The 26,063-nt window shown below is 45.0% G+C and carries 26 protein-coding genes; 14 read left to right on the top strand and 12 right to left on the bottom strand.

The features are described 5' to 3' along the window. Window positions 1–10 precede the first annotated feature (10 nt). The gene (locus tag DI392_RS14265) at window positions 11–247 is read left to right on the top strand and encodes a thioredoxin family protein (RefSeq protein WP_109320368.1); all 237 of its coding nucleotides are present in this window, start codon (window positions 11–13) and stop codon (window positions 245–247) included. Window positions 248–341: 94 nt separating this feature from the next. Here DI392_RS14265 and DI392_RS14260 read toward each other — a convergent pair whose 3' ends face one another. After that, the gene (locus DI392_RS14260) at window positions 342–926 is read right to left on the bottom strand and encodes a LysE family translocator (RefSeq protein WP_109320367.1); all 585 of its coding nucleotides are present in this window, start codon (window positions 924–926) and stop codon (window positions 342–344) included. A gap of 112 nt (window positions 927–1,038) precedes the next feature. On the opposite strand from DI392_RS14260, the gene DI392_RS14255 reads away from it, so the two are divergent. Beyond that, window positions 1,039–1,479 carry an Lrp/AsnC family transcriptional regulator gene (locus DI392_RS14255; RefSeq protein ID WP_109320486.1) on the top strand — a complete coding sequence of 147 codons (441 nt, stop codon included), beginning with the start codon at window positions 1,039–1,041 and terminating at the stop codon, window positions 1,477–1,479. 145 nt (window positions 1,480–1,624) lie between these two features. On the opposite strand, the gene DI392_RS14250 is transcribed toward DI392_RS14255, so the two are convergent. Further along, window positions 1,625–2,113: a DUF2059 domain-containing protein gene (locus tag DI392_RS14250; protein WP_181388423.1), complete on the bottom strand. Its 489-nt coding sequence runs from the start codon at window positions 2,111–2,113 to the stop codon at window positions 1,625–1,627. A gap of 240 nt (window positions 2,114–2,353) precedes the next feature. On the opposite strand from DI392_RS14250, the gene DI392_RS14245 reads away from it, so the two are divergent. Then, window positions 2,354–2,941, top strand: coding sequence for an AAA family ATPase (locus DI392_RS14245; protein WP_109320365.1), 588 nt, complete (start codon window positions 2,354–2,356; stop codon window positions 2,939–2,941). A gap of 211 nt (window positions 2,942–3,152) precedes the next feature. Here the strand turns inward: DI392_RS14245 and agaR are convergent, their stop codons facing one another. Continuing rightward, window positions 3,153–3,929 carry a transcriptional repressor AgaR gene (gene agaR, locus DI392_RS14240; protein WP_109320485.1) on the bottom strand — a complete coding sequence of 259 codons (777 nt, stop codon included), beginning with the start codon at window positions 3,927–3,929 and terminating at the stop codon, window positions 3,153–3,155. A gap of 297 nt (window positions 3,930–4,226) precedes the next feature. Here agaR and DI392_RS14235 point away from each other — a divergent pair, with 297 nt between their 5' ends. The 7 genes from DI392_RS14235 (at window position 4,227) to DI392_RS14205 (ending at window position 10,164) form a co-directional block, all read left to right on the top strand. Further along, the gene (locus DI392_RS14235) at window positions 4,227–5,405 is read left to right on the top strand and encodes an SIS domain-containing protein (RefSeq protein WP_245884073.1); all 1,179 of its coding nucleotides are present in this window, start codon (window positions 4,227–4,229) and stop codon (window positions 5,403–5,405) included. 15 nt (window positions 5,406–5,420) lie between these two features. Next, window positions 5,421–5,894: a PTS N-acetylgalactosamine transporter subunit IIB gene (gene agaV / locus DI392_RS14230; protein WP_109320364.1), complete on the top strand. Its 474-nt coding sequence runs from the start codon at window positions 5,421–5,423 to the stop codon at window positions 5,892–5,894. Between the two features lie 20 nt (window positions 5,895–5,914). Continuing rightward, window positions 5,915–6,691, top strand: coding sequence for a PTS N-acetylgalactosamine transporter subunit IIC (agaW, locus tag DI392_RS14225; RefSeq protein ID WP_109320363.1), 777 nt, complete (start codon window positions 5,915–5,917; stop codon window positions 6,689–6,691). Continuing rightward, complete coding sequence (gene agaE / locus DI392_RS14220; protein ID WP_109320362.1) at window positions 6,681–7,538, top strand: PTS N-acetylgalactosamine transporter subunit IID; 858 nt, start codon at window positions 6,681–6,683, stop codon at window positions 7,536–7,538. The genes agaW and agaE overlap by 11 nt, the downstream gene beginning before the upstream one ends. A gap of 78 nt (window positions 7,539–7,616) precedes the next feature. Then, a complete protein-coding gene (gene agaF, locus DI392_RS14215) occupies window positions 7,617–8,051 on the top strand; it encodes a PTS galactosamine/N-acetylgalactosamine transporter subunit IIA (protein WP_109320361.1) in 435 nt (144 codons plus the stop codon). A gap of 3 nt (window positions 8,052–8,054) precedes the next feature. Further along, window positions 8,055–9,224 (top strand): N-acetylglucosamine-6-phosphate deacetylase, encoded by a 1,170-nt coding sequence (gene nagA, locus DI392_RS14210; protein ID WP_109320360.1) that lies wholly within the window; start codon window positions 8,055–8,057, stop codon window positions 9,222–9,224. An 85-nt stretch (window positions 9,225–9,309) separates the two neighbouring features. Continuing rightward, entirely contained in the window at window positions 9,310–10,164 is an 855-nt protein-coding gene (locus tag DI392_RS14205; protein ID WP_109320359.1) for a tagatose bisphosphate family class II aldolase, read from the top strand. Between the two features lie 228 nt (window positions 10,165–10,392). On the opposite strand, the gene DI392_RS14200 is transcribed toward DI392_RS14205, so the two are convergent. The 5 genes from DI392_RS14200 to DI392_RS14180 form a co-directional block, all read right to left on the bottom strand. After that, complete coding sequence (locus DI392_RS14200; protein WP_109320358.1) at window positions 10,393–11,028, bottom strand: suppressor of fused domain protein; 636 nt, start codon at window positions 11,026–11,028, stop codon at window positions 10,393–10,395. 161 nt (window positions 11,029–11,189) lie between these two features. Then, window positions 11,190–12,041 carry an ABC transporter permease subunit gene (locus tag DI392_RS14195; protein ID WP_245884081.1) on the bottom strand — a complete coding sequence of 284 codons (852 nt, stop codon included), beginning with the start codon at window positions 12,039–12,041 and terminating at the stop codon, window positions 11,190–11,192. 121 nt (window positions 12,042–12,162) lie between these two features. Then, complete coding sequence (locus DI392_RS14190; protein WP_109320357.1) at window positions 12,163–12,969, bottom strand: transporter substrate-binding domain-containing protein; 807 nt, start codon at window positions 12,967–12,969, stop codon at window positions 12,163–12,165. 77 nt (window positions 12,970–13,046) lie between these two features. Next, complete coding sequence (locus DI392_RS14185) at window positions 13,047–13,844, bottom strand: amino acid ABC transporter permease (protein ID WP_109320356.1); 798 nt, start codon at window positions 13,842–13,844, stop codon at window positions 13,047–13,049. Beyond that, entirely contained in the window at window positions 13,845–14,582 is a 738-nt protein-coding gene (locus DI392_RS14180; RefSeq protein ID WP_109320355.1) for an amino acid ABC transporter ATP-binding protein, read from the bottom strand. It lies immediately after the preceding gene. A 321-nt stretch (window positions 14,583–14,903) separates the two neighbouring features. Between DI392_RS14180 and aroG the strand changes: the two genes are divergently transcribed. Then, the gene (gene aroG, locus DI392_RS14175; protein WP_109320354.1) at window positions 14,904–15,959 is read left to right on the top strand and encodes a 3-deoxy-7-phosphoheptulonate synthase AroG; all 1,056 of its coding nucleotides are present in this window, start codon (window positions 14,904–14,906) and stop codon (window positions 15,957–15,959) included. Window positions 15,960–16,007: 48 nt separating this feature from the next. On the opposite strand, the gene DI392_RS14170 is transcribed toward aroG, so the two are convergent. Genes DI392_RS14170 through DI392_RS14155 form a run of 4 tightly spaced genes read right to left on the bottom strand, consistent with a single transcriptional unit; the run spans window position 16,008 to window position 21,728 of the window. Then, entirely contained in the window at window positions 16,008–16,889 is an 882-nt protein-coding gene (locus DI392_RS14170) for a GGDEF domain-containing response regulator (RefSeq protein ID WP_109320353.1), read from the bottom strand. Continuing rightward, a complete protein-coding gene (locus tag DI392_RS14165) occupies window positions 16,879–19,644 on the bottom strand; it encodes a response regulator (RefSeq protein ID WP_109320352.1) in 2,766 nt (921 codons plus the stop codon). Before DI392_RS14165 ends, DI392_RS14170 begins: the two co-directional genes overlap by 11 nt. 32 nt (window positions 19,645–19,676) lie before the next feature. After that, window positions 19,677–20,456: a hypothetical protein gene (locus tag DI392_RS14160; RefSeq protein WP_109320351.1), complete on the bottom strand. Its 780-nt coding sequence runs from the start codon at window positions 20,454–20,456 to the stop codon at window positions 19,677–19,679. Between the two features lie 21 nt (window positions 20,457–20,477). Beyond that, window positions 20,478–21,728, bottom strand: a complete 1,251-nt coding sequence (locus DI392_RS14155) for a pepsin-like aspartic protease (RefSeq protein WP_109320350.1) — start codon at window positions 21,726–21,728, stop codon at window positions 20,478–20,480. A gap of 264 nt (window positions 21,729–21,992) precedes the next feature. Here DI392_RS14155 and DI392_RS14150 point away from each other — a divergent pair, with 264 nt between their 5' ends. From DI392_RS14150 to DI392_RS14140, 3 genes are all read left to right on the top strand, one after another. After that, window positions 21,993–23,198 (top strand): MBL fold metallo-hydrolase, encoded by a 1,206-nt coding sequence (locus DI392_RS14150; protein ID WP_109320349.1) that lies wholly within the window; start codon window positions 21,993–21,995, stop codon window positions 23,196–23,198. A 48-nt stretch (window positions 23,199–23,246) separates the two neighbouring features. Beyond that, window positions 23,247–24,269: a glycosyl transferase family 90 gene (locus tag DI392_RS14145; RefSeq protein WP_109320348.1), complete on the top strand. Its 1,023-nt coding sequence runs from the start codon at window positions 23,247–23,249 to the stop codon at window positions 24,267–24,269. 230 nt (window positions 24,270–24,499) lie between these two features. Next, window positions 24,500–25,759 (top strand): cyclic di-GMP phosphodiesterase, encoded by a 1,260-nt coding sequence (locus tag DI392_RS14140; protein ID WP_109320347.1) that lies wholly within the window; start codon window positions 24,500–24,502, stop codon window positions 25,757–25,759. Window positions 25,760–26,063: the final 304 nt, after the last annotated feature.

The raw sequence follows: 26,063 nt of genomic DNA, 5'->3' as shown, positions 1-26,063 counted from the left end.
GGAGTAGAAAATGAAAAACTTTAAAGTACTGGGTTCGGGGTGTGCTAATTGTGTGAATACTGCGAAGCTGATTGAAACCGTGGCCAGTGAGCAGGGGATAGAAGTAACGGTAGAGAAGGTCACTGATCCGGAAGCCATTATGAATTACGGGGTGATGTCGACACCCGGAGTGGTCATGGATGAGGAAGTGGTTCACTCTGGTGGAGTGCCTAAAACCGATGAAATCCTGGTCTGGTTAAACCGCTGAGCAGGCCCTGAACGCGACACGACAGGGCTGTGTTTTCAGCCCTGTCTGCGCATAATGACTTCTGTTACAGTCTGGTATAGAAGCGCATTTGATATCAGAACATCATTGGCAACGTTGAGCCTATCAGCGTTGCCGCCATCACGATGTTAAAGATCCGTATATGAGCCTGATTTTTTAGCAGACCACTAATTTTCTGTCCGGCAAACACCCATGAGGTTGTGGACGGAAAGTTAACCAGAATAAATGTCAGTGTGACGATCAGCAGGCCATGTAAAGTCGCTGCTGGGTTGTACACACTGACGGCAGTCAATGCCATTGACCAGCCTTTAGGGTTCACCCACTGAAACATAGCGGCGGATAAAAAGCTCATCGGGCGATACGTCTGGTTGGACATTTCCGGACGGCTCAGGCCGATTTTTACCGCTAAATAGATAAGGTAGGCCATACATGCCCAGGTCAGAGCCTGGTGCAGGCCCGGGAATAAGCGGAACACTTCTGTTGCGCCAATTCCGACCAGAAATACCATCAGGCCAAAGCCGAATATTACCCCCAGAACATGCGGCAGCGTACGTATAAAGCCGATATTTGCACCAGAGGTCATCAGCATCATATTGTTGGGCCCGGGCGTAAACGTGGAAACAAATGCAAACAGTGTCAGAGCGATAATTTGGTCAAACATGGCTAAGCCTCGTATTCGGTTTAGTAAAGATGCAAAAATAGTAACTGGTATCCGGAGCAACTTTGTGTTTTTATTGCCTGTGAAGCCGATTAAATCACAAGGATATTTCGTTATGGATAGGTTAGATGAAAGAATATTGCGCGAACTGCAGTCGGATGGACGAATTGCGAATGTCGATCTGTCTGAAAGGGTCGGGCTATCACCTTCAGCAACGTTAAGGCGTGTGCAAGAACTGGAACGCAGTGGTGTTATTAAGGGGTATCGCGCGGTGGTGGATAAGCAAAAGCTGGATATCGGCTTTATTGCTTATATTTCTATCGGTCTGTCAGATCACAGCAGAAAAGCGCAGCTGGCGTTTGAAGAGCATGTTCAGTTTTCTGCCGATGTGGTGGAATGCCACAATATCACCGGAGGAAATGAATACCTGCTCAGGGTGGAAACCAAGGATCTGGCAGCGTATAAACGTTTCCACTCTGATGTGCTTGGGGAAATCCCACAAGTCAGGGCTATTACCACCATGGTGGTGATGGATTCGCCCAAAGACGAGCGTTAAATCCACCATGCTTGATGTGAAAGGAAATGGACAATTACAAGCAAGACTGAAACAGTCAATGTATTGATGGAATCGCATTTCAATGCACCTAATTGCGTAATTACTATTTCTTCATACTTGTCAATATATGGTCTCCGCACAAGTATCATGCTCGGTGGTCAGCAAGAGTCTGTTGGATTTCCAACGCTATAGACTGAATTTTAGGCAGTAATTTCTTATATAATTCTTGACCATAGATCATTGATTCCCGGGTTATAATCGGTGCTTTTCTAAGTATACTTTGACCTTCCTTGGTTGTATAAAAACTAAGCATGGCTTCAACTTCTGATTCCGTAAGATTCTTGTCGTACATATCTACCAAAAATAATTCAAACTTACCCTGATGTAGTTCTTGGGTAAGAAGATCATTAACCTTCTTGTAATGATTCCTAAGAATTGATTTTTCCTTTGGAGTTACATTAAGTTCTTTTGTGATATTTTCCATCATAGTGAGGAACTGCTCATTTATTGACTCAAGCAGTACGTCCATATGCATTACATTGGCAAGTTCAATTATTTTATTTCTTTTACTTTCGTCATCTGCAGATACTTGCAAAGGCAATAACAGAAGCAGACACACTATAAATTTTCTCATGATTATCTCTATTGTTAATATGTGATTGGATGAGTATATAGCACGATAATATATACAATACGTGACAAGGTTCTGTATCTCATAAGTAAACATTCAAATAGGTTATGAGCGAGTTTGTTGTTCAAATAAAGACATTGGTAGGTGTGGCTCCCCAACAAGTAGGTGATAGATAAGCCTTGTTTTCATCCGATGTTTTTTTGACTAAACTTTTATACAGAACCCCATTTGTTCGAGACCATAATGAAAAAGCAGTTGCAGGTAGTGGTGACAGGAGGTCCAGGTGGTGGGAAAACGACAGCACTGGATCTATTTCGCAGAGAGCTAAACGATAAAATTATCGTTGTTCCCGAAGCTGCAACTGTGCTCTTTTCCGGAGGAATAATACGCTCAGACAATAAAAAAGTATGCAAGATGGTCCAGAAAACCATTTTCCAACTACAGAAAAATACGGAAGAAATTTATAAATCACAGTTTCCAGATAGGTTGCTGGTCTGTGATAGAGGGTCACTTGACGGCCTGGCTTACTGGCCAGATACGGAAAGTGATTTTTTTGAGAATATAAATTCAACTTTCGAACAAGAAATTGCTCGCTATGATGCCGTCATTTTTTTCGAATCAGCAGCAGCCACTGGACATGATATCAGCAGTAATAATCCGATAAGAAATGAGTCTTCTAAACAGGCGGCTCAATTAGATCAAAAACTGCAAAAAATTTGGTCGAGGCATCCTCAATACTATTTCGTTGCCAGTTCCGATTCATTTGTCAGGAAAATCATGTTTGGAATAATGACCCTGGAAAATGTGTTAAACCGATACAATAAAATATAATTGTTTCACCGAGGTTGGGTACGGCTTTGGAAAAAGTGAACTCGAAACCCGGATAAGAATTCTTGTCCGAAGCATCGGGGCTTATACCTGCCCAATATAAATAAGAGGTGCTGTCACAGTGTCTTTGGATGCTCAAAGGAGGCTGTAAAAGATGCCATCCAGTGAGCCATCATAACTGAGCACCACTAATTCTTTGCCTCACATTAGGACATTAAGCGTCAACCAGAATAACAGGGATACCTTGTCGCTTGAGGCCTTGCAGGTACTCGTCGGGAATACCCGTGTCTGTAATGACTTTATCCACTCGTGCGGTCTCTAAGATCTTATGTAGACTGACTTTACCAAATTTTGATGAGTCTGTGATGGCAATGACTTCGTCGGCAATGTCGCACATCTTGCGGTTGAGACGGGCTTCATTTTCGTTATGTGTGGTGATGCCGCTTTCTAGGTTAAACCCATCCACTCCCAAAAACAGCTTATTAAAGTGATAGTTATCCAGCACATTGTCTGCTTGCATTCCATAAAACGACATCGATTTACGACGCAGCTTTCCACCAATCAGAATCACTTCAACCCCTTCAGCCGGGAAGAGTGCGTTGGCAATGTTAAGTCCGTTCGTCATTACGACCAAATCGTTGGCGTCTGTGAGTGCTTCAGCGACACAGTAGGTGGTTGTCCCTGAATCCAGAATCAGGGTGTCCCCGTCTTCTATCATATCGAGTGCAGCCGCCGCTATTTTTTGCTTTATGGTTTTATTCAGTTGATTTTTATCTTCAATGGAGTGTTCGGGGGGACGAACCTCACTATCTTGAAGATAAGCACCACCGTAAGCACGTGTGGCTATCCCCTGCTTTTCTAATGCGGCTAAATCATTCCTTACCGTGACTGCTGACACACCAAACTTTTGGGAGAGGTCAGTTACCTGTACGCTTCCGTTCCTCTTCAGCAGCGCAATGGTATGTTCGCGCCTTTCACTGGTATTTTTCACTGTGAGTATCCCTTGTTTCTGATTAACGATAATTATAACGAGCTTCGTACTAAACAGAAACAAAAACCTTTCCTTTTATTTCGTTTCCTTTCTTATTGTTTGTTTTATATAAAATTAGTTGAATTTTTATTGGCTGATTTTAGTTTGGTTTATTGTTTTATTCTTCTTTTTGTCTTTCGTTTTCCTTTGTGTGAATCGGGTCGAGCTTATCTTTGTCTTTTGTTTTCTTTCGTTTTTGGCGGGGTTATGGTTTGTAAAGAAAACAAAGCGTAGACTAATTAAGAGTAAGGAAAAGCGATGAATTGTCTGGCAGACACCATGTATTTGAATATTTCTGAACAAGAATTGATTGACCAGAACGCGTTTGCAACCGCTAAGGAAATTAGTCAGCAGCCTAACTCCTGGCGCAAAACGCTACAAGCGTTAGAGCCAAAGAAAGCGCTTATTCATGACTTTATCAGCACTTTCCTCTCGTTTGACAATGGCCGGGTGGTACTAACCGGTGCCGGGACATCTGCGTTTGCCGGCCGAGCATTAGCACCTTATTTCACCGGTCATTTAAAGCGCCGCATCGACGCAGTTGCTACGACCGATATTGTTACTGATCCGGCTGAATATTTTGCCGAAAATTGTCCGACCTTGCTGGTGTCATTTGCTCGTTCTGGCAATAGCCCTGAGAGTGTGGCCGCGGTGGAGCTTGCCAGTCAGATATTGGATAACTGCTATCACTTAGTCATCACATGTAATGAACAGGGCCGCTTATATCAGCGTGCTAAAGATGACGCGAGAAGTCTGGCGTTATTGATGCCGGCTGAGACTAATGACGTGAGCTTTGCGATGACAAGCAGTCTCACCAGCATGATGGTGGCTTGTTTACATGCTTTGCTGCCAGAGAAGTTTGACATGGCTCGCTTTGAAGCGTTGAGCACCGCTTGTGAATCTATGCTTACGGCAAGTATTGGTGTCATTCGTGACATCGCGGCACTGAATGCACAAAAAGTGATCTACTTAGGTAGCGGTAGTTTGCAAGGTGTTGCTCAGGAGTCGGCATTAAAACTGCTCGAACTCACGGCTGGTAAGTTGTTGGTTAGCTTTGATTCACCGGTCGGGTTTCGGCACGGACCAAAGTCCGTGGTGGATGAGACCAGCCTTATTGTTGTTTTCATTTCTAACGATCCCTACACCCGTCAGTACGATTTGGACTTACTTAAAGAACTGAGAGCGGATAACCAGGCGTTGCGTGTTGTGGCTCTGACCACGGACGTAGACTCTGTTGTTGCTGAAGGTGATTACGTGAAAATCCCCGATTTCCCGGGGGCTGATGATGCCACATTGGCTTTTCCATTTTTAATGTTCGCTCAAATTTATGCTTTTACCCGCTCCCTCAATTTGGGTATTGGGCCAGATAACCCATGTCCGAGTGGTGAAGTTAATCGTGTGGTTCAGGGCGTCAATATCTATCCATTTATAAATTAAAAGAAGGAATTAACAATGCCAAATATCGTACTTAGTCGTATAGATGAACGTTTGGTTCATGGTCAGGTCGGTGTGCAATGGGTCGGATTTGCAGGCGCAAATATTATCGTCGTTGCCAATGATGAAGTGGCCGAGGATAGCATTCAGCAGAATTTAATGGAAATGGTGTTAGCCGAAGGCATCGCCATCCGTTTTTGGAGTGTTCAGAAGGTGATCGACAACATCCATAAAGCATCGGATCGCCAAAAGATTTTACTGGTGGCGAAGACGCCAGCCGATTTTTTAAAAATGGTGGAAGGAGGGGTACCAATCGAAGAAGTTAATGTAGGAAATATGCATTTTATTGAGGGTCGCAAGCAAATTCATAAAACCGTATCAGTCAATGAGCAAGACATTGAAAGCTTTTCACAATTAAAAAATAACAATGTGAAATGTCGCGTGCAGGGTATCCCTACCGAGCCTGCTGTCGACGTATTTACATTACTTTAATCAGAACGAGGAACTGAAAGATGGAAATTGGATTAATACAAGCGTTAATGCTGGGAGTTCTAGCATTCTTCGCCGGGTTAGATCTATTCAACGGCTTGACCCACTTCCACCGGCCGGTGGTTTTGGGGCCTCTCGTTGGCCTTATTCTAGGCGACTTACCAACGGGTATTTTGGTTGGTGGTACGCTGGAGCTGGTTTGGATGGGTCTTGCACCACTCGCAGGGGCTCAGCCACCTAACGTTATTATCGGAACCATTGTTGGCACCACGTTTGCGATAAGCTCTGGAGTAGAAGCGGATGTCGCGGTCGGAGTGGCTGTTCCGTTTGCCGTAGCGGTACAAATGGGCATCACCTTCCTATTCTCTGCCATGGCACCAATGATGTCTAAATGTGATGCAATGGCGGATAACGGTGATACACAAGGTATTGAACGCGTTAACTATTTAGCACTGCTCGTGCTTGGTACTTTTTATTTCCTTTGGGCATTCCTACCTATCTACCTGGGTGCCGAGCACGCCAAAGTAGCGGTGGAAGCCCTACCAAAAACCTTGATTGACGGTCTGGGTGTGGCGGGTGGCATTATGCCAGCCATTGGTTTTGCGGTTCTGATGAAGATCATGATGAAGAACGCGTACATCCCTTACTTCATCCTTGGTTTTGTTGCAGCAGCCTGGCTTGAACTACCGGTACTTGCGATTGCAGCCGCTGCACTAGCCGTTGCACTGATTGACTTTATGAGAAAAGGAACTGAGCCAGCTCTGGCGGGTAAACAAGAGGAAGCAGAAGATGGGATCTAATCAAAATATCGACGTCACTCAAACTATGGACGTCCCACAAGATGAATACAGCGATAAATCGATTGGTACGGAACTGACAAAATCAGATATAAACCGCATGGCATGGCGCTCACTACTCCTGCAAGCTTCATTTAACTTTGAGCGTATGCAAGCTGCTGGTTGGTTGTATGGACTGTTGCCTGCACTGCAAAAGATTCATACCAACAAAGATGACTTATCGAAGTCAATGCGTGGCCATATGGGCTTTTTCAATACCCACCCATTCCTGGTTACCTTTGTAATGGGCATTATTTTGGCGATGGAGCGTTCTAAGCAGAATGTAAATAGTATCCAAAGTACCAAAATTGCTGTGGGTGCCCCTATGGGGGGGATTGGTGATGCCATGTTCTGGCTAACGTTACTGCCAATTTGTGGGGGTATTGGTGCCGACCTGGCGTTGCAAGGCTCGATCCTTGGGGCGGTCGTCTTCTTCTGCCTGTTCAACGTGGTGCATTTTGGTCTTCGTTTCGGCTTAGCACACTACGCCTACCGAATGGGGGTTGCGGCGATACCGATGATTAAAGCCAATACCAAAAAAGTGGGTCATGCGGCGTCTATTGTCGGTATGACGGTGATTGGAGCCTTGGTGGCTACTTACGTTCGCCTCGCGACCACACTTGAAATCACAGCGGGTGATGCGGTAGTCAAACTGCAGGGAGACGTTATCGATAAGCTGATGCCAGCGTTCTTGCCGCTGGTATATACCTTGGCGATGTACGCACTAGTCAAACGTGGTTGGAGCCCGATTAAGCTCATTCTTATCACAGTGACAATGGCTATTGTTGGTCGCTTTGCCGGCTTCCTATAACCCTTTACCAATCTAGGCAAGGTATTTGGAAATACGGAATACCTTGCCACATAGACTGACAATAATAAGGAAAACAGTATGTTGAGTGTGATTATTTCAGGTCATGGTGCGTTTGCTTCGGGTATGGAAAAAGCCATGCTGCAGGTCATTGGTGAGCAAGAGCAATGCATTGCGATTGATTTCCCGCCAGAGTCGACGACTCAACAGTTGGAGGCGCAATTTCAACAGGCGATTATGCAAGTCGGTACAGAGAATGGCTTAGTGTTTATCACTGATTTGTTAGGCGGTAGCCCATTTCGTCTAGCTTCGACTATCGCCATGAGTCAGGACAACATTGAAGTGGTGGCTGGCGCGAACCTGCAACTGATATTAGAAATGATGTTAGAGAGAGATGAACTGACCTCAAGTCAGTTCAGAGAGCAGGCACTACAGTGTGGTCATAGAGGAATGACAAGTTTGTTTGATGAAATGTCGAAACAACCTCAACAAGAAATGGCGTGCGAAGGAATTTAAATCATGGGAGTGAAGCCGGGAGCAAAACAAGTGAAGATACATGCGCAGCGTGTGCTTACCGAACGAGGCTGGTTGCGGGATGCGGTTGTTGTGGTGAAAGAAGGACGTTTCGAGGAGCTTCGTCGCTATCAGGCATCAGACAGTGAGCAGCCGATGATACAGGCCCAGTGGATGCTTCCGGCACTCATTGATTCTCATGTTCATGGTGGTGCAGGTGTTGACGTTATGGACAGTACAGTGGCGTCACTTGAGACATTGTCACTGCACCTGGCCAGTCGTGGCGTTGGGGCTTTTTTGGCAACCACAGTGACAGAGCAGCCAGAGCGAATCATTAAGGCGCTCGATAATGTAGCTCAGGCAGTGCGACGCGGCGTACCCGGTGCCACAGTATTAGGCAGCTATTTAGAGGGCCCTTATTTTACCGAGACACACAAAGGGGCTCATGATTCAGCGTTATTCAGAGAGCTGGATTGCCAGGAGCTTGACGACTTGATTGAAGTGAGTCAGGGCACGTTAAAGGCAGTGGCGCTTGCACCTGAAAAGGCCAACGCCTGTACAGCAACGCGCCATCTCAAGCAGCGCGGTGTGAATGTTATGCTGGCCCATACCAACGCGACTTATCAGCAGACGATGGCAGCTTTGGATGCCGGGGTGGATGGCATAGTGCACTGCTTTAATGGCATGAGCGGGCTGCATCATCGAGAACCCGGGGTGGTTGGCGCAGCGCTTAGTGATAAACGCGCTTATGTTGAGCTGATCGCCGATGGTCATCATGTTCATCCTGCTGCGATGAAAGTATGCGCGACGTGTGCCAAAGAACGTTTGGTGTTAATAAGTGATGCAATGCGTGCCGCTGGCGAGCCTGATGGTGAATACTTGCTGGGTGATTTACCGGTGCAGATGAAAAATGGTGTTGTTAAAACGCCGACTGGCGGACTTGCAGGCAGTACATTAGCGCTTATCCAGGGCGTGAGGAATATGAGTCAAAGCGTGGGGGTAAGCATCCAGAAATCGGTGGAATATGCCAGTTTAGTCCCGGCGCGGATGTTGGGTATCGATAAGGATTACGGATCGATTTACGTTGGTAAAAAAGCCAACTTCTTATTTGTCAATGATGAGCTCGAACTTGAGCAAACCTGGGTAGATGGCGAGTCAGTGTGGTGCCACACATGAAATAAATAATTCGTTGATTAAACCTTAAATTTTTAACCTATTTATATAATTAAGATGATGTGTTTACACGTCATTAGGAGACCTTATGTACTTAATTTCTTCACATGAAATGCTAAAAGACGCTCAACGAAATAATTACGCAGTTCCTGCATTTAATATTCATAATCTAGAAACGGTACAAGTTGTCGTTGAAACAGCTGCAGAAATGCGTTCACCTGTTATTTTAGCGGGTACGCCAGGAACCTATAAACATGCAGGTGTAGACTATTTGGTTTCTATTTGTAAATCTGCGGCTAATAAACACAAATTACCATTGGTCCTTCACTTAGATCATCACGAAGATATTTCTGACATTGAAAATAAAATACATTCTGGTATCCGTTCAGCAATGATTGATGCTTCTCACTCACCATTTGAAGACAATATTCGTACGGTTAAACAGGTCGTGGAGATGTGTCATCGCCTTGGTGTTTCTGTTGAGGCTGAATTGGGCCTGCTTGGAGGTCAGGAAGACGACCTTATCATTGATGAAGCGGATGCTCAGTTGACCGACCCTACGTCAGCGCGAGAGTTTGTATTAAGCACGGGTATTGATTCGCTCGCTGTCGCCATCGGTACCGCTCATGGTTTGTATAAGTCTGAACCGAAACTTGATTTTGAACGTCTGGCAGCCATTCGTGAATGTGTAGACATTCCATTGGTACTGCATGGCGCATCGGGTATTTCTGATCAGGATGTCCGTCGCTGTATTGAACTGGGCATTTGTAAAGTTAATGTGGCCACTGAATTGAAAATTGCGTTTTCAGATGCAATGAAAACGTATTTAGGTAGTCACCCTGATGCCAGCGACCCACGCCAATACTTAGTGCCTGGCATGCAAGCAATGAAAGATGTAGTAATAAGTAAAATAAATGTATGTGGTAGCGCCAATAGAATTTAGTCAACAATGGGTAGTATTTCACTCAGACCCTTGCTTTATTTATTAGCCGTGTTTCCCCCTTTAAATTCACCACGGTTTAATAAAGCGATACATTGTTTTTAATGTTTGCCACCTATATTTTAGGTGGCTTTTTTATAAGAAATAAAAACGACTTTTTATTCAAACGACATTCCTCAAGTTTGAGGCCATGTCAGGAGTAGGAGCTCTCGTCTCTGGTGTGAGGGGAAATTAACAGATTACGGAATCGCGCTGTAGGTTAACGATGTCGCTGATGTGCTGTTTGTTTAACTGTTCTATCAGTGTTTCGTTGCCGTGTTTACGTGTATAAAGCCATTCGTTTTTTAAAAGAGGTACCACGGTAAAGAAGTAGATGGGACGCTGGCCTTTTCTTTTCAGAATAAAAGACTTTTCTTTCAGGGTAACCGATGGTAACAGGATAGAAGCACAGAATGGGTGATGGTCAGAATAAGGCTCCGGGCTCTGGCTGTTACCATTGGTAATAATGCTTCCGTAGCCCAGATTCTGGTGACTGGTATGTGGGTACAAGGCGAGGCTTTTAAGCAGGTGAATAGGCCAGCAGTTACTTCTTTCGCTCAGGTGGTGAGTTTTGAGTGGCCATCCTTTAGGCAGTAAAATGATGAGTTCCGCATAAACTGGTTCATTTGAAAGCTGGGGAACATGCATGGGTTCTGCACTCATTCCGACAGTCACCAGCGTTTCATATCGTCTGAGCAGACCAGATTTAATATGACAGATATCCAGATGGAGCTCATCTGACCCTACACCATGAAATATCGAACCAATTTTACCCATGTTCTTTTCGATATGTTTTGTGATTAAGTCGATATCAGTCTGATATGCCATGCTTACTACCTGTGTTTTCGCTAAGACGTAAAAATGGTAAAATTAACATAACTCTATGAACTGTAACCTGTTTTGTGGTTATTTTGCGGCTTAAATTAAATGTTGGATGCAGATGAGAATATTCTTGTGTGTGTTATTGGAGGCGGAACACAAAATTCGGGTTAATCGCGGTACAGGTGTTTCCGGGCTCGTTGTTCCAGCCGGGAAAACAGCAGGGAAAGGGACAGACAAAGCACCAGATACGCGCTGCCAACCAGAATCCATATTTCAAAAATTAAGCCGGAAGAGTTCGCGATTTCTGTTCCGACAAAGGTTAGTTCCTGAATCGAGATCAAAGAGATAATGGATGAGTCTTTCACCAGAGAAATGGACTGACCTGCCAGTGGGGGAGAGATATTACTGAGCACCTGCGGAGCAATAATAAAACGGTATTTATCCGGGAGAGACAGCCCCAGAGCACTGGCGGCTTCCCATTGACCTTTTGGTATGCTTTCCAGCCCGGCCCGAACCACTTCGGCAATATAAGCGGCGGATAATAGCCCGATACAGAGTACACCGGAAAGGAGGTTTTCCCATAGGCGAGCCTGTCCGAACAAAACTGCCTGAAATGTGTTGATATCTCCGGTGCGTTCCCGCAACAGTACTTCCAGCCCCAGAAGGGGAATGAGCTGGTTGGAGATAAAGAAGTAAAAAATAAAAACAAACACCAATGGAGGGATATTTCGGATCAACTGAACATAAGCCGTTGCCGATATCCGAAACAGTGCAATGCGGGAGTAACGGGCTAGCCCAAGAGCACTACCCAACAGTAACGCAAACGCCATTCCCCACAGACTCAGCCGCAGGGTGGCCAGTATGCCCTGAAAGAAATACGGAAGATCGCCGTTGGCTCTGGGAGTAAAGATCAGTGATAGCGACCCGGCCCAGTTCCAGTGGTAATTTACACCGATAGACGACCGGTAGTACAGCCAGCACACTATGAGTATTGACAGTGTGATCAGCAGGTAATCCAGTTTATTGAGTCGCTGGTAAAAACGCTGAGCGGCGTATTGTTTCGGTCGGCGGTAAGCCGGTTCAGCCCCGCGTTCCTGTTTACCGATCGTCTGTTCATTAACGGACTTCAAGTCTTATCACCTACTGCCCTTGAGCCACCTGATTCATCCAGTCCAGAGTAGAGAACCAGTACTCATAGCGCTGCGCTAACCAGCCATCTTCAGTACGGGCCTGAATCCAGTTATCAAAGAAGGCTTTTTTATCATCCTCTCCAAGACGGACGGCAAAAGCTTCGTTACCTTTAGACAGCCTTTCATCAAAGGGCAGAAACAGCACGTTACGGTGTTTGATCACTTCATGCTCCGGTTTTGGGCTGGATGCGATCACGGCATGAGCATTGCCGTTTAATACTTCCTGAAAGGCCTGTGCATCATCATCAAACTGAAGGATTTTTGCTTTGGGGAAGGTTTCCCGGGCAATCTGTACGGTAAATGCTCCGCGACGAGCGGCTATTTTTACCCGGCGGGAGTTGAAATCAGCAAAGGTACTGAAGCCGTTCGCCAGCTCTTTGTTGGCGGCAATCTGTACGCCAGAGTGGGAGTAAGGGGTGGTAAAGAGAACGCTTTTCGCCCGCTCTTCTGTGATAGACATACCACCGATAATCACATCAAATTTCTTGGCCAGCAGAGCAGGGATAATGCCGTCCCAGGCGGTGGGAACAAATTCAACCCGCCATCCCGAATCTTTAGCCAGACGTTTTGCCACATCAATCTCAAAGCCGATAAGCTCGCCTTGCTTGTTACGCATCGCCCAGGGAACAAACGTCGACATACCGACACGAAGTATGCCTCTGTCGTTGATATTGTCCAGATTCGGCGTATTAGCGTAGGCCGTCACCGTAATAAGGAACCCTGCTAAAGCCAGCATTACTTTTTTTAATAATTTCATGTCCTTGCTCCGTTGTTATTGTAATTCAGGTCAGTTTGTTATGTATCCGTCATGTATTAACACGTGGGAAAATACACTTAAGTATCCCGCCACTGCGAGCCAAGCCGGTGTTCCAGCCAGGCTGCGAAGCCAGAAAGCGACAGTGTGAGTGTCAGATAGATAGCCGCGACGGTAAACCAGATTTCAAACGGCATGGCCGTTTCCGATACAATGTTTCTGCCTTCTGTCGTGAGATCAAAAATAGCCATCACACTAACAATAGAAGAGTTTTTGATTAACGAAACGACCTCGTTAGTTAGTGGCGGTAGTGTCCTCTGCAAGACCTGAGGTAAGATCACATCTTTGTACAGATAGACTGATGGTAATCCTAATGAACGGGCTGCTTCGAACTGTCCCCGGTCAATGCTGTTCAGTCCGGCCCGGAATATTTCTGCGGTATAGGCTCCCTGAAACAGGGCCAGAGCCAATACGGCGGTGGAAAAACGGTCAAAGCCGATAATGGGGCCGAAGACAAAATAGAGTAGGTAGATCTGGACTAATAGTGGGGTATTGCGGATCAGTTCGACATACCCCCGGCCCAGTATTCTGCCGACAACAGAGTCAGAAAGTCTGAGTAAAGCGGTAATCAGACCAATGACCAGCGTTGCTATCAGACTGAAGAATGAAATTTGAATGGTCACCCATAGTCCCTGGGTGAGTTCTGCCGGCCACCAGCGCCCCTCTTCATAGAAGATAAGGTAATCGGGCACGCGGTGCCATTGCCACTGGTACCCCATCGCCTGAGCGCCGCTGTTCAGCAACCAGCTAATACCTGCCAGAAGAATCAGGATTTGCAGGCTGGCGGACAGGACCGGTTTCAGAATACGGATAATCATTCAGTGGCTCAGTATCTGATTCAGAAATGCTTTTGTTCGTGCATGCTTCGGGGAGCGGAACAACGTTTCTGGCGGGGCAATTTCAATAATCTCTCCTTCATCCATAAACACGACCCGGTCGGCGACTTTTTTTGCAAATCCCATTTCATGGGTCACGCAGAGCATGGTCATGCCGTTATGCGCCAATTCGACCATAACATCGAGCACTTCGTTAATCATTTCCGGATCGAGAGCAGAGGTCGGTTCATCGAATAACATAATATCCGGCTTCATACACAGGGAACGGGCAATAGCCACACGCTGTTGCTGCCCGCCGGAAAGCTGTATCGGGTACTTGTCTGCCTGCTCGGAGATATGTACCCGTTGCAGAAAGTGCATGGCTCTCTTATACGCTTCCTGTTTAGAGAGTTTAAGTGTTCGTATCGGAGCCAGGGTGAGGTTTTCCAGTACCGTCAGGTGCGGAAATAGGTGGAAGTGCTGAAACACCATACCTACTTTGCCCTTTAAGCCGAGCAGTTCAGGGCTTCCCGAGACATGAACGGAGCCGGAATCGATACTTTCCAGCCCGTTAATACAACGGATAAGGGTGGACTTTCCTGAACCCGAAGGGCCACAAATCACCACGATTTCGCCGGGGTTAACACTCAGGCTAATACCTTTCAGGGCCTGAAAAGAGCCGAACCATTTGTCGACATGATGAAACTCTACGGCCTTAGGGGGATGGGAGGGAGTATCCAATAGTCGTTCTTACCTATGAATTAACAATCACATACAGTAAATATATACGACCATGACAATGCCCGCTGAAAAATTCATCAGTTATAGGCAAGAATGAGAGAGAAAGATTGGATTATTGAGTGTAAAATAATTCTTACATGTCGTGTAAAGTGTAAAAGTCACTCTCGTGTTGAAATTTATTAGAAATAATGATTGCAGTGTTGGGCGATTGCCGATAAGTTACGTAGGAACTAGGGCGTGCCCTATAGAACGAGAGATAACTCACAATAATATCTGCTTACCAAGACGGCAGTGACTAAGATACAGGAATTAGAAGTAACGATGTTCAAGACAGACGACGTACGTATCAACCAAATTAAACAATTATTACCACCCGTTGCCATTTTAGAACGGTTCCCGGCAACAGAATCAGCATCCAGCACGGTGTATCAGGCTCGCCAGTCTATCCACAACATTTTAGCTGATGAAGATGATCGACTACTGGTTATCATCGGACCGTGCTCTATTCATGATCCTGAAGCGGCTCTTGAATATGGTAAGCGCCTGAAAAAGATGCGTGATGAACTGGGTGATCGTCTTGAAATTGTTATGCGGGTGTATTTTGAAAAACCACGTACTACAGTTGGCTGGAAAGGTATGATCAATGACCCTTACCTGGATAACTCATATAAGCTAAACGAAGGTCTGCGTATGGGCCGTAAGTTACTGCTGGATCTGACGGACATGGGAATGCCGACCGCCGGTGAGTTTTTGGATATGATCACTCCTCAGTATATGGCGGATTTGATCAGCTGGGGTGCGATTGGCGCACGTACTACTGAGTCTCAGGTACACCGTGAACTGGCCTCTGGTCTTTCTTGCCCGGTAGGTTTTAAAAATGGTACTGACGGTAATATCAAGATTGCAACGGACGCTATCCGTTCTGCTGAGTCATCTCACCACTTCCTGTCGGTGACCAAATTTGGTCACTCTGCCATTGTAGAAACCACAGGTAACCCGGACTGCCATATCATCCTGCGTGGTGGTAAAGAACCGAACTACAGTGCAGAGCATGTTGCTGCGATTAAATCAGAACTGGAAGCGTCTGGCCTGCCGCAAAAAGTGATGATTGACTTCAGCCACTCGAACAGCTCTAAGCAGTACAAGCGTCAGATGGTGGTGTCTGAAGATGTATCCGGACAGGTTGCTGGTGGTGAAAACGCTATCTTTGGTGTGATGATTGAGTCTCATCTGGTAGAAGGTCGTCAGGATCTGGTTGACGGTAAAGCCCCGACCTATGGTCAGTCTATTACCGATGCATGTATCGGCTGGGACGATACTGAAACTGTTCTGCGCCAGCTTGCTGATGCGGTAACAGCTCGCCGTGAAGCCAAGTAAGCATTAAGCTTTATGCCCCCTTCCTTTTACTGGGGAGGGGTACTTATCTCAATACCTTTCAGACCATACGGCGCAGTTCTTACCCTGATTTTTGGCAATATACAGCGCCTTGTCCGCAAGAGAAAAGAGTTTTGAACGGGAGCAGCCCTGTTCTGCCGGGTGACATGATGCTCCGCCGGCACTTAAGGTAATGTCACTATTCTGGCTAATCTTTTCTATGCACTGCTGAATCAGCGGAAAAGCATCTTCACGTCCGAACTTTGGCATTAATACAACAAACTCTTCACCACCAAAGCGGGCAACTAAATGACGTGGATGACTGAAATGATCCCGAAGTAAATCGGATACTTTCTGCAGTAACTGATCACCGGTGTCATGACCATGCCGATCATTAAATTGCTTAAAATTATCAATATCAAAGATGGCAATAGTAATAGGGGCGCTTTCCTCTATAGCTTGGTGCCACTCTTGATAGAGTGTTTTGTTGTACTGCCGGCGGTTGGCTAAAGAAGTAAGGGCGTCAGAGTTAGCCAGTCTTTCCAGCATCTTGGTCTGCTGAGCTAACTGCAGGTGGGTTCTCACGCGAGCCTGAACAATACCGAGTTTGAAGGGCTTAAAAATGTAATCGGCCGCACCTAATTTGAGTCCTTTCTCTTCATGGTCGTCGTCATCCAGGCCGGAAATAAAGATGACCGGAATATGTGCTGTTGAGGGGTTCTGGCGCAATCTGTCTAAAGTCTCAAATCCATTCAGCCCCGGCATTCTTATATCAAGAAGAATAAGGTCCGGCCTTACTTCTTCAGCTTTGCGTAAAGCCTGATGACCACTTTTTGCCAGGGTAAGCTGTACCTTATCTCGGAACAGTTCACTTAACACTTTTAGATTGATAATTTCATCATCAACAATAAGAATGCGCTGATTATTTTCCATCTACCACTGTACCTGTACTACTGAGACTGGCAATTAAAGGCTCAGAGGCTTCTAATGCTTGTTCAAATTCGACTTCTTCTACCAATGCACCAATATACTCAATGGCTTCTGACGACTTTTTGTCACCGGATAACTGAGATTTTATTTGAGCCAGAGTTTGTTCCACCCGGAAATCAGATTGTGCCAGTTGAGTATTCATAGTAGTCAAACACGTTTTCAGAGACACCTTTTCTTGCTCAGAGTTTTGTTGTACCTCACTCTCTGTACAAAATAAAGGGTGCAGGCAGGATATAAGCTCTCTGAGGTCATAAATGATAGGGTCAGCATTAACCTGAGTTTCTCCGGAACGTAGTTTTTGTTCTAATATCGTACATGCCGACGACAGCTCTTGTGCACCAATGTAGGCGCAGTTAGATTTTAGTGAATGAATTTCGTCGGTAAGTTGTGACAGTGATAGTTCTCGAGTGCTCTGTGTCAGAAGTAAACTGTCTGAATAGCGCTCATAGAATGAGCGGATAAGTGACAAAAACAGTTCCTCAGAGTGATAGAGCCTCTCTAACGCTTCTTTCACATTCAGGGCCTCGATAGAGGCTAATTGGCTGAATAATAGCTTGGTGTCAGTGTTGATCATGACACTCTTTTCTGCTGCAGCGGTGTGGTTTGTTGAGGCTGGATTTGCCTCGAGGTAATCAGTAATAACACGATATAATGTGTCTGCATCCAGAGGCTTACTCAGATGCGCACTCATGCCATTTTCCAGACATTCTCTGATGGTGGTTTCATTCGTATGGGCGGTTAGCGCAATAATAGGAACACTCTGATTAAGGTGAGTCCGGATATGGCGTGTGGCGGAGATCCCATCCAGTTTCGGCATTTGCAGATCCATCAGGATAATATCGTAAGAAGTCCGTCTGACTTTCTCCAGTGCGTCTTCACCATTGCCGGCGATATCAATCTGAATACCACTGTCTTTCAGAAAGCCAGCCGCGACCTGCTGATTAATAGGATTATCGTCGACCAGAAGTAATGTGTAAGCAGACAAGTTCGTTGTACGGGAAGGCGCTTTTCCGGCCTGAGGGGCCCACTCGTTGAGGGAAAACTCCGGATCGGATTCAATAGCCTGGAACAGCGCTCCGGGCGTAGAGGGTTTTTCCAGAAAACATTTGACTAAATCCATATCCGGATCATCCTGAGCGGCGAGCTTCTCGTAGGCAGACAGCATGATGACCGGCGGGGTGGTAATCTGATACTTATGTAATGTTGATAGTATGGATTTTATCGGGGTTTCTCCGGTGACACCTCGATCTAACAGGACGGTATCGTAGGGCGTCCCTTCTATAGAGGCTTGCTTGGCCATCTCTATAGCCTGAGCTGCATTTCCTGCCGAGCCGACGAGATAGCCCGCCTCGCTCAGCATTTTGCTGATAAGTCTGAGCGAAATCGGATGTTCATCAACCACCAATACTGACCGGTTTGGCAATGTTATGTTGTCTGGCCGGTTCCTTTCATTTTCTAACGGAATACGCACCGTAAAACAGGAGCCTTTTCCAGGCTGGCTGTTTACGGTGATGGTACCGCCCATCAGTTCACAGAGCTTTTTACTGATCATAAGCCCTAATCCGGTACCGCCATAGTGTCGGGTTATGCTGTTATCTGCTTGATTAAATGGAATAAACAGTCGTTCTTGTTGTTCGGCTGAGATCCCGATACCAGTGTCTGTGACCGCGATTTGCAGGAATGGGGTGCGAGCACTGTCGGTATCATAAGTGACCTCCAGAGAAATGCTTCCTTGCTCTGTAAATTTAACAGCGTTGCTCAGCAGGTTAATAATAACCTGTTGAATTCGAAGAGGATCACCCATCAGATGACGGGGCATGACAGGATCCATATACAGAGCCAGTTCCAGGCCTTTGTCATAGGCTTTAAAATTACTGATGTTAATGGCTTTTCGGATGGTGGTTTCCGGATTAAACCGGATACACTCAGGGTGTAGCTTTTCAGCTTCTATCTTGGAAAAGTCGAGAATATCGTTCACCACGCCCATCAGTACATTCCCGGCATCCAGGATTTTTTCCACATAATCCTGCTGAATATCGTTAAGCTGGGTCTTCTTAAGCAGGTTACTGAGCCCCAGCATCGCATTAATCGGTGTACGTATTTCGTGACTGACCCGGGATACAAATGATGATTTTGCCTCAAGTGCGACTTTAAGATCTGTGGTGGTTTTTTCCAGTTCCTGTGTGCGGGTTTTTACCTTGTTGTCCAGATCATCATTAATGTTTTCCAGTGCTTGTGTATACTCTTTTAGTTTTTCATTGGCTGATACGGCTATTTGTTCAGCGGCTTTGATTTGAGAGACATCCCGGCTGACACCACAGACAAACAGAGGGAGGCCATTTTCGTCAAAAATAGGAACAAAAAGCGTATTAACATAGACGGGGCTGTCGCCAGTAGTTGCAAACTGGTCAAAAGAAACGGGTTTTCGTGCTTCAATGGCTTTGCGGTAGGTAGCATAGAGGCCTTCGACGACCTCATCACTCCAGGTTTCCCGGATATTATAGCGGTGAATGGGCAGGTCTTTATCGAGCCCCATTACCGTCCGGGACGCGGGGTTATTATCATAGAGAGAAAACTCACCGTTTTCCTCCACAGCCATGATAAACATAAAGTCGACAGAGTGTTTCCACAAGTGGGAAAAACACTCGATGACAACCTTATCGTGTTCTTCCTGATCAAAGTTTTTACTGAGGTTCATTTTACACGATCCCCCTCTCTCTTTTTTTGTTGTTATTTTTGAATCCGGTCAAATAAGGTACTACAAGCGTTTGTCTGTAAATAGGCTTCTGCTTCAGGTGTGCCATAGGCTGACCAATAAGTCAAAATTAGTTGTTCATTCTGTTGGTCCAGATAGCCACTGAGAGATACCGGGGTGCTGTCTGAATCTTTCCTTATTCCAGATAAGGTAATGCTTTGTCTTTTGGGATAGGGTAATGACAGCGTATCCGTGAAGCCTTTTAGCGTGAGGGTTTGATTGTTTTGGGTCAGTTCAGCATAGATCAATCCATTCTGCTCATTGACGACAGAAAGGGTTAACTGAAGATCATTTACCGTGTCTTTCCAGGTACCATTAATAGGGTTTTCGACTCTGGAGTGGGAATGAAACATTTCTTCAATATCATCAGGCTGGAACTGAGCGACATCATCTTGTTTGTGGAATGCCAGCTTGTCGATATAGTCGCCCAGAGCCGCTCCGTTATATCTGGTTGTTGCCACCAGAGAGTTGATGACAGAGAGCACGCTGCTACGATCGTCATTGTCTGATCCGGGTTCATCTGTATTTGTTATCGGGAGTAGCTGACCACAATAAGTGGACACCCAGTGCCAGCTGTCGTTTTCTGTTTGTGAGTCGAATGGTCTCCAGGTGATGGAAAGTGCAACTGGCTGGCCTTGTTCATTTGTCGGGTTGTCAGGTGAGCAGTAACCATAGACCAGATACCGGCCTGACGCTCCCGTTGTTGACGAGTAGGTACCAAATATTTCGCCTGTTGGCTCGACGACCAGATCCATCTGTGACCCGTAGCTGTTTACTCACCGTCCGTTCAGGGTCAGAGCGTTGCTGCTGCTACTCTCATCAAATATAGCTGCTTTCGCTTCCTGCGTTGTCTGAATGATTCTGGGGCCGCCTTTCTTATTGAAAATCCACATGCCGACAGGTTCCAGGCGAGAATCAGCATTGACCCTGTATTCATAAACGGTGTACAAACTGTCCATCAGCACGGAACCAACCAGCACTAAGTTATCCAGCCCTTGCATTGGCTCGAATTGCGGAACCTGTTTGCCTTCAAATTCTCCTGCATCAATGTGGACATTATAAAGTGAAGCCGGTATGACCAGAGAACCTTCACTGGAGTATGAGTTTTGAGGGGTACGGATAGTGACGTCTTCTCCCAGAAGGGATGCTCGTTGGTAGGCATTAAACATAATATCGGGGTCACCTTTAAACTGAGAGGAGCCAGAATCAAGGCAGAACCAGTATTGGTGCGAATTTTCTGCCTGACAAAGGCTGTGCTCGCCAATCGACATGGACGCCAGAGGCGTTGTCCATATGTAATAGAGTGAAGCCACAGCATCATTTGCTGCATAGCGGTCCCATGGCAGAAACAGGTACTCTCTGGAGTCGGCATAATCAGGATCAAGCTTGCCAAAGACAGCTTGGCCTTGTTTTGTCAGAGGATCGGTTGCAAAACTGACATAAGGGTTAGCTGCGCTAATGATGCCCTGCCGTAGTAAAGAATGCATGAAATGAAAATCAGCCTGACGTTCGTCGTGGTTACCACGGTAGGCTTTCTGTGGAGCGGTGTCAGCAACCGGTTGATAGCTGTAGCTGGGTAATCCTATGCCCCCATCCCAGTCTAGTTCCGCAAATTGAGTGCCGGTATACGCCTGCGAAAGATAGAGGTCGCTCGGTATCGCTGCAGGTGCGGCATCACTTTCCAGAATGATGTCGTCGTGCCCTGTTTCTACCTGCATTTCGCCCCAGGGACCGAAATCCACGGTGATGCATTCCTGATTCACCCACTTGAAGGTTTCAGACAGAGAAACATTGAATTGTTCTCCACCGTAGTGGATACATCCTTCTGTTCCACAGAGTGATGAAGTCACCCAGTTAAAATTACTGCCGGTGTCAAAAGAAAACTTCAACCTTTGGGCCGGGTTACCTACTCCTAGTCCGGCATACCAGGGAGAGGCTCCGTTATTCTGGAAAGGGCCTTTTATTAACGGGATGACGAGTCCTTCCTCGGCTAGTATGGCAGGTGAGTGAGCAGATTTGTTATTCATGTCCCGGTTTCCTTTATTGATTAATTTATTTTTCTGATGACTATTGTGAAACTTAAAAAGGGATAAAAACGGATTAAAACACAAGCAGAATCGTTTGTTGAGCCTGTATTTCAATATTTGAGAGAATGACTCTTCTGATGAGTTATTTATCACTTGCTTGCAATATAAGATTCAAATAACGCCTTTAATTAGTCACTAAAACGACATATTCACCTGCCTAGAATAAACCCACAAAGACTTTTATTACTACCAATAAGGTCAGGTATGAATACTGGTGTTGTTAAAGCGTCAATGTTTTCTGTATTAGGCTTTCTGGGGGTTGCAAAATATTTCCGTCAGGTGGAAAAAGCGGAGCTGAATGCCAGCGAAAAGCAGCGGCAGGTCCGTATAAAAGCATCACCGCAGTTTCAACGGGGAAAAGTGATAGGCAGGATGCCATATACGCCTTATCAGGAGAGTAAGCTCTATCTTAATATCATCTCTTTTCTAAATCGTTCCAGATTAAAGCCCCAGGCTTCTTTGCCTTATGTGAAGGCTGATATCAAAGCCTTAAATAAAAGAAGTCAATCATTAAGGGTCACCTGGCTTGGCCATTCCAGCCTGTTTATGGAAATGAATGATGCTCGTATATTGATTGATCCGGTTTTTGAATTTGCGGCACCGTTAATTGCCAGATCGTGGTTTAGCCGTAATGTAAATTCACCAGTGACAAAAGAAGCGCTTCCGCTTCCTGACGTGATTGTCATTTCTCATGACCATTATGATCATCTGGAAAAATCGACCATTAAATATTTTGCTGATAAACCGGTATGCTTTTTTGTGCCTTTGGGGGTGGGAAAGCATTTAGAAAACTGGGGAGTTCACCCTGAAAAAATTCAGGAATTTGACTGGTGGGAATCGGCAGTGGTTCACGGCATCGAAATAACGGCCACCCCTGCGAATCATAATTCAGGCCGGACTGGCTTTGATAATGATAAAACCTTGTGGTGTTCCTGGGCGTTTCGTTCCGAGCAAGGACGTGTGTTTTTTAGTGGTGATTCAGCTTACGACGACCATTTTCAAGCAATCCGGAAACGGCTGGGACGTTTCGACCTGGCGTTTATGGAAGTGGCTGCCAACGTTAAAAACGGCAGTGGTTATCCGGTAGAGAATTGCGGCCATATGCAGGCGCGCCATACGATGCAGGCTTTTCAGGATCTTGGTGCGGAAACCTTGTTTCCTGTTCATTGGTCGACGTTCGAGCTGTTTACGCATCAGTGGGATGAGCCCATGAATGATCTTATTGAAGAAGCGGAAGCATCAGGCGCTCGCGTTGTGACGCCGATGGTGGGAGAGGTATGTTATCCGAAACGGCGTCAGGAAATATCGTTTTGGTGGAGAAAAATAGAAGGGGCGTCTGAAAGAAAAGCGTCAGCACCGGTAACGGAATCGACATACAGTCATCAAGAAACGTTCATATATAGTGATTAGGCTAATGGGTCTGTTCGAGACATAACGATAACGGCAGGCAGCTTTTCTATGAAATTTAAACGATTCTTTTACTATTGTTCCAGCATACCTCTTTTCCTTATTCCTCCAGCCTTATTGCGTTGGTATTGCCGGATACTTCTGGAAGATCAGAGCCTGAACAACACGTATTACATTACTAAAAGAGTTAATTATTATAATAAGTTGCGATCTTCTTTTAATGCCGATGAACAGATGACAAAGGTGAAAAAATATAAACAGACCGGTGGCAGCGCCTATTATATTGACCTGTATAAAGTCATTAAGTGTTTTCCTAAACATTTTGGCTTTCATTATGTCAATGGTGACGTCGTTGATGTGCCGGATATTCCCTCTTTTCTGAAAAGCCGCCCGATATCGGATACAAACCACCATTCTGTGTTGCTGAAGCTCAATCGGGTGCGCCATTACAACTTTGTGAATGATAAAATTCGTTATCAGGATAAAAAACCGATAGCGGTATGGCGTGGTGCGGGTTTTCGGCAGAACCGACGTGACTTGGTCGAGAAGTTCAAAGACCATCCGTGGTTGGATGTTGCCAGGGTTGATGTAAAGAAAGCCAATGCAGACGATGACATGACTCTTTTTTCTAAAAAGATGACCATCAGAGAACAACTTCAGTATAAATTTATCATCAGTCTGGAAGGCAAAGATGTGGCGACTAACCTGAAGTGGATTATGTCCTCTAACTCGGTTTGTATTATGCCGAAGCCAAAGTACGAAACCTGGTTTATGGAAGGAAAGCTTAAAGCCGGCGTGCATTATATTGAAATAGCGGATGATTATTCAGACCTTACTCAGAAGATGGACTATTATCTGGAGCATGAAGACAAGGTATTAGAGATCATTGCGAATGCGAATGCCTGGGTTGAGCAGTTTAAACATCCGCGCAGAGAGCGTCTGATCTCATTGCTGGTAGCACAAAAGTATTTTGAAAAGTCGGGGCAGCAGATCAACGTTTCTCCTTCACAATCCAGACCTCTGTCCTTACTGGCTAACCGCTTTTATAAGTTGCTATATACCGTTAATGTGTAACTCAGTAAGGATGGGCTCACTTTTTATTACCCAGCTTGATTCATTTCGATATGGCTTGTGTGTATCCGTTTAACATTCTGTTTTTAATAAAAAGTTAGTACTTACTCCGTCTGTATATCTTGTTATAAATATTTTCCACTTTGTAATTTCCTCATTATCTGTTATCGTACAGTGTGCTTTATATTTGCGTTGTGAAAATGTGCTACAAATGGATTAAGTGTTAAGGTTATATGTCAGGAATAAAAATACCACTTGATAGAATCCAGGTTGGACTTCATGTAAAACTGCCACTCAAATGGATGGAGCATCCTTTTTTATTTAATGAATTTAAAATTAAAGATGCTCAGCAGTTAAACTTGATCCGAAATATGGGGGTTAAGTATGTTTATGTTAACCCGAGCAAAAGTAAAGCATCTATTCTGCCTCCTAATGCTTCACTTTTTAAGCCTTTGAAAATGGAAGAAAGTCAGGAATTAGATAAAATTGCTAAAAGCTTGTGGGAAGAAAAACAGAAGAGAATCAAAAAGCAACAAGCCTATAAACGGAAAATACAGCGATGTGAAAACAACTATAATAATTCAATGTCGCAGCTTAGAAGCATTCTGAGTACGATTAATAGTCGACCACTGGATGCTGTTGAAGGTGCAGGTTTATTGGTAGATAGCATGGTAGAGACACTATTGGCGGAAGATAATGTCACCTTGCACCTGATGAATAATACGAAAGAAAGAGATGAGATATACTCTCATTCTCTAAACGTTACCATTCTGTCAATGCTGGTTGCGAAAGCGGCCAGAATGTCCGGAAAAGAGATTAAAACTCTGGCGATGAGTGCTTTATTTCATGATATGGGAAAACTAAAGCTGCCATCCTCCATTATTCGTAAGACGACACCTTTAACGAAACCTGAAGAAAATTATTTCAAATTACACACCCAATATAGTCTGGAAATGGCTAAGACAGTTGATGGTTTTTCTCCGACAGTAAAAACGGTGGTTTATCAACACCATGAGTGTATTGATGGAAGTGGTTATCCACGTCAGTTAACGGGTAAGAATATTCATCCGTTGGCTCAGCTTATTGCTGTCACTGATCAATTTGACCGGTTGTGTCACCCGCAAAATCCGGCCGAAACCCGCTCTCCGCATGAGTCTCTGTCTTTCTTATTTAAAGCGAAGAGTAAGCAGTTTAATAATAACTATATGGCTTTGTTGGCAAAATCGGTCGGTATCTATCCACCCGGAAGTATTGTTCAATTATCTGATCAACAAATCGGAATAGTTATCTCGGTGAATACCAATCAGTCACTCTCTCCAAGTGTATTACTTTACAACCCGGTAATCCCGTCAGATCAAGCGTTAATCATAGACTTAGCAGAAAGTAACCTGAAAATCGTCGGAATGGTGCCACGAGAGAAGTTGTCTCAGGAAATGGTGAATTATTTAAACCCGAGTGACAGTAACCTCTATTATCTTGACGGCAATAGCTAAAGTGTTATCTCAGTATATTAATGTAATCGGTTTCTTATTGTGGTTTCTATGATGTTCTGTAGAGGTAAGAGCTATTAATAAACGAGTGTATTTACATTGTTTAATAGTTGTTTTTCACTTATAAATAACGTCGTCATTGCATCTCATAAGTTGCCTTTAACCTTTTCGTTATACCTTTTATTTGTGGGTATTATGAAAAATCGTTATAAAACAATTGGTTGCTGGTGTCTTTGTGGCTTGCGTTGTGATATAAACATGGAAAGATTAAATAATTAATACTCTTCGTTAAATATAATAAAAATAT

Source organism: Vibrio albus, from assembly GCF_003144035.1.
GTDB lineage: Bacteria > Pseudomonadota > Gammaproteobacteria > Enterobacterales > Vibrionaceae > Vibrio > Vibrio albus.
This window is presented reverse-complemented; position numbering and strand designations above follow the sequence as displayed.